4 protein-coding genes are annotated in these 3,529 nt (G+C 38.7%); all 4 read left to right on the top strand.

Going from position 1 to position 3,529, the window contains the following annotated elements; all coding sequences use genetic code 11:
• The coding region (locus tag BWI93_RS15820) for a response regulator (protein WP_141217483.1) at window positions 1-246 on the top strand (246 nt) is incomplete at its 5' end.
• Window positions 247-503: 257 nt separating this feature from the next.
• On the top strand, window positions 504-1,025 hold the full coding sequence (locus BWI93_RS15815; protein ID WP_094812987.1) for a hypothetical protein: 522 nt from the start codon (window positions 504-506) through the stop codon (window positions 1,023-1,025).
• Between the two features lie 540 nt (window positions 1,026-1,565).
• Complete coding sequence (locus tag BWI93_RS15810; protein ID WP_176454237.1) at window positions 1,566-2,453, top strand: DUF488 family protein; 888 nt, start codon at window positions 1,566-1,568, stop codon at window positions 2,451-2,453.
• A gap of 2 nt (window positions 2,454-2,455) precedes the next feature.
• On the top strand, window positions 2,456-3,271 hold the full coding sequence (locus tag BWI93_RS15805) for a hypothetical protein (protein WP_094812983.1): 816 nt from the start codon (window positions 2,456-2,458) through the stop codon (window positions 3,269-3,271).
• The last annotated feature ends 258 nt before the right edge of the window (window positions 3,272-3,529 follow it).

Genomic DNA, 3,529 nt, shown 5'->3' with positions numbered 1-3,529 from the left:
TTAGCGGCAGAAAGCCTGCGGCCCGACGTTATATTGTTAGACATTGGGATGCCCGATCTAAATGGGTACGATACCTGCCGACTGATTCGTGAGCAGCCCTGGGGAAAAGAGCTGTTTATTATTGCCGTATCGGGTTATGGTCAGCAAGAAGATAAGCAGAAATCCCAAGAGGCTGGCTTTGATGAACATTTAACGAAGCCTGTAGATATAGAAGCACTCATTCAGGTGCTGTCCCGGTTGCCCTAATCGGATTCGTTTAAATGTTAATGATTTAAATGATTAACGTTTAAATGAAGGGGTCTCCTCAAAATTGAGGGCTCTGATTATCAAGCTTTTCACCTAAAGGTGAAGGCCTTCGACCTGAGGTCGAACCCCTATCAAGCAAGCCTGGCAGTCGTCGGGCTTGCTTGCTTTTACGTCTAGCCATTAATGGGTATAGTCTAGGCTTGCTATTAGGTGCTATACTTAACTTAATAGCTCATTAGTCCATCCAGACCTGTTGTATGAACAATAACTTGACATCTGAGCAACTTGATTTCCTAGAAAAAGAAGTGGCCGATTTGAGAGGTGAATTGATGAAGATTGCGGAGGAGTCATCGCAGTTGGTGAAAAATGCTATCCTTATCAATGGAGCGATCCTATCTCTCATTTTTGCCAAAGATGGACTTATTAATACCAGTCCTTATCTAACAAAAGTGTTTTTATGGGCTCCATTTGTGTTCAATCTATTGCTAGCGTTTCGGCACTTAGTATTAGGGGTACACATTGATAGAATCAGTAAATATATAGAGTCTGTTGAGAAGAGGATATTGCCTATAGATCTTGGATGGCAGACAAGTCTGAACAATTCTTGGCGAAAAAAGGCTCGGTTTGGTCTCACTGGACAAACCTTAGCCTATGTAGTTTTTTGGGGCATTCTCATTGTAGCATCGGTATGGGCGGCTTGTCGATTATATGGCACAATACCTAATGAAAAAAGTAAAGACAAAGCTCTAGTTGTTCAATGCAACTGCCAGTGTCAATAGCCTTCTTAGCAATCGGTTTTGTTTTTTTGAGTCACTCACGCGAGGCCTTGTCCAGCCACCTAGTAAGCGTTATGTGATTATCACAGGGCGGAACGATGAGGACAAAAGTGACGCAAGTGCTGAAAGTGACGCTCAAACAAAATCTTTTTTCGTGGAGTCGGTGAGGCAGTAGGTCTATACCAAAAGGGCTATTGCCTGTAAATCAATCGTTTAACTTTTAGGGTAAATGCCTTTGTGCGGGGTGTAGCCAAAATTGGCGACTCTAAAAGTGTCAAAAGTGTTATTTCGTTTAATAGTCAGAAGTGATGCAAGTGACGAGGGTGAGGCTTAAACAAAACCTTTTTTTGAATACTATTTCCAAAGAGTAAAAAAAGTGATAACCTTTTTACTGCTTTCGTTATATAGTTATGTGGTCCAGAGAATATAATAGTGTTTCAACCTATTAACCGTTAATAACCAGCGATATTATTTGGATAAAACACTGTATTTCAGTAAATTATAAAGGAAATGCATCATACAGATAATCATTACCTTTGTATCATGAGATACTATAGAAGAAAAGTGCTTTTAGCAATATTGACAGCGTTTGGTGGGAAACTAGGTAAAATCAACCTGCAAAAGTTATTGTTGATTTTTACAAAACTGCAATCAGTACCCACATATGAGTTCTTGCCCTACCGTTATGGGTGTTTTTCCTTCCAAGCAAATTGGGATATGAGGGCATTGAAAGCATACAAGATTGTTGAAGAACATGAGTCTGAATGGGTGCTTAATATATCAGAGGACTACAGACTACAACTTAAGCAGGAAGATAAAGACAGGTTGAAGTATCTAGTGAGAGTGTTTAAGGATATGAAAACCGATGATTTGATTCGATATACCTATTTAAAGTATCCTTACTATGCAATTAGAAGTGAGATGGCTCCTAGCCTATTAAGTGAGGAAGAGTTAGATATAGTGCGAAAGCAGAGAACTGTAAGGGAGGATACCACTTTGTTTACGATTGGCTACGAAGGAATCTCGTTAGAAAGATATATAAACAAGCTAATCTTAAATGGGGTCAAAGTATTGTGTGACGTTAGACGCAATCCTTTGAGTCAAAAAGTAGGCTTCTCCAAATCTGAGTTAAGTTTTGCATGCGAAGCTAGTGGTATTAAATATATGCACTTCCCTCAACTTGGGATTCCAAGTGAAAAGCGTCAAAACCTGACTACGCAAAAAGATTACGATATTCTATTTAAAGATTTCGAAGAAAACTATTTGGTTAACAGGAGCGAAGACATTCGTCAGGTTTTTGAAATATTAAAATTACACGATAGAATTGCACTTACTTGCTTTGAGGCGTCTTATATGCAATGCCATAGAAGTAAGGTTGCAAAAGCCATTACTGAATTACCCTACTGGATTTATAATCTAAAACACCTCTAAAAATGGCAAGAACCCGCGTACTCATTACAGTGAAAACTTACCCTAGTCTATCTACAAAATATAATGAACTAGTTTGTACAGCGGGGCTAACAGAGGAGGGTGACTGGATAAGAATATATCCTATAAAGTTCAGAGAGCTTGAATATGTCCACAAGTACAGCAAGTATCAGTGGATTGAAATAGATATAGTTAGAAACACAAGTGATTTTAGATCGGAAAGCTATAGGCCCATTACCCTAGATACAGTTCCAACGGTTTTAAATAAAGTAGAAACAAATGGAAATTGGCTAGAAAGAAGAAGGCTAGTATTAAATAAAGTATATGACAACTTTGAGACACTAATATCAGAAGCGAAGCAGGCTCCTAAATATAAATCTTTAGCGGTTTTCAAGCCTACAGAGGTTATAGGCTTTAAAATTGAACAGGTATCACGCGAGTGGAAGCCTAAAAAGCTTGAAGCTATCAAACAGCTTGGGCTTTTTGAACAGGTAGGAGCCAGAAGAACGCCTCTTCGAAAACTGCCATTTAAATTCTCTTACGTCTTCAAAGATGTTACGGGTAAAAAAAGGACACTAATGATTGAAGATTGGGAGATTGGGGCATTGTTCTGGAGATACCATGACGAAGAAGAAGCTTGTCAGAAAGTGAAGGAGAAGTACTTTGATGATTTTGCCAAGAGAAAAGATCTACACTTTTATGTAGGCACTACAAAAGCAAAACATATGATAGCGAAGAATCCGTTTGTTATTATAGGGACATTTCACCCACCCTACTTACCGGCATCAGCCTCTACTCCACAATTAGATCTATTTAGTTAACTCAGAAGCTCTTCATAATTTGTAGACAATTGTAAATGAAAAAGGGAGCCACTACAAGCGGTTCCCTTTTTGTTTATGAGATAAGTTCGAATTGAGCCGAACCATATATCAAAGATAACACATTCAAAGCAAGCTGGACCATCCCCTAGCCTATCTTCAAATTTTGAGATAATTCAAAAATGTTTCAGTAACGTTTCAGTGAAAAAGCAAAAATCCCTCTTAACTACCTGACGAGCAAGCAACTAAGAGGGATGACCA

Source organism: Siphonobacter sp. BAB-5385 (assembly GCF_002261125.1).
In the GTDB taxonomy this organism is placed as follows: domain Bacteria; phylum Bacteroidota; class Bacteroidia; order Cytophagales; family Spirosomataceae; genus Siphonobacter.
The sequence above is the reverse complement of the archived record's forward strand: the minus strand, read 5'-3'. Positions and strand labels throughout refer to the sequence as shown.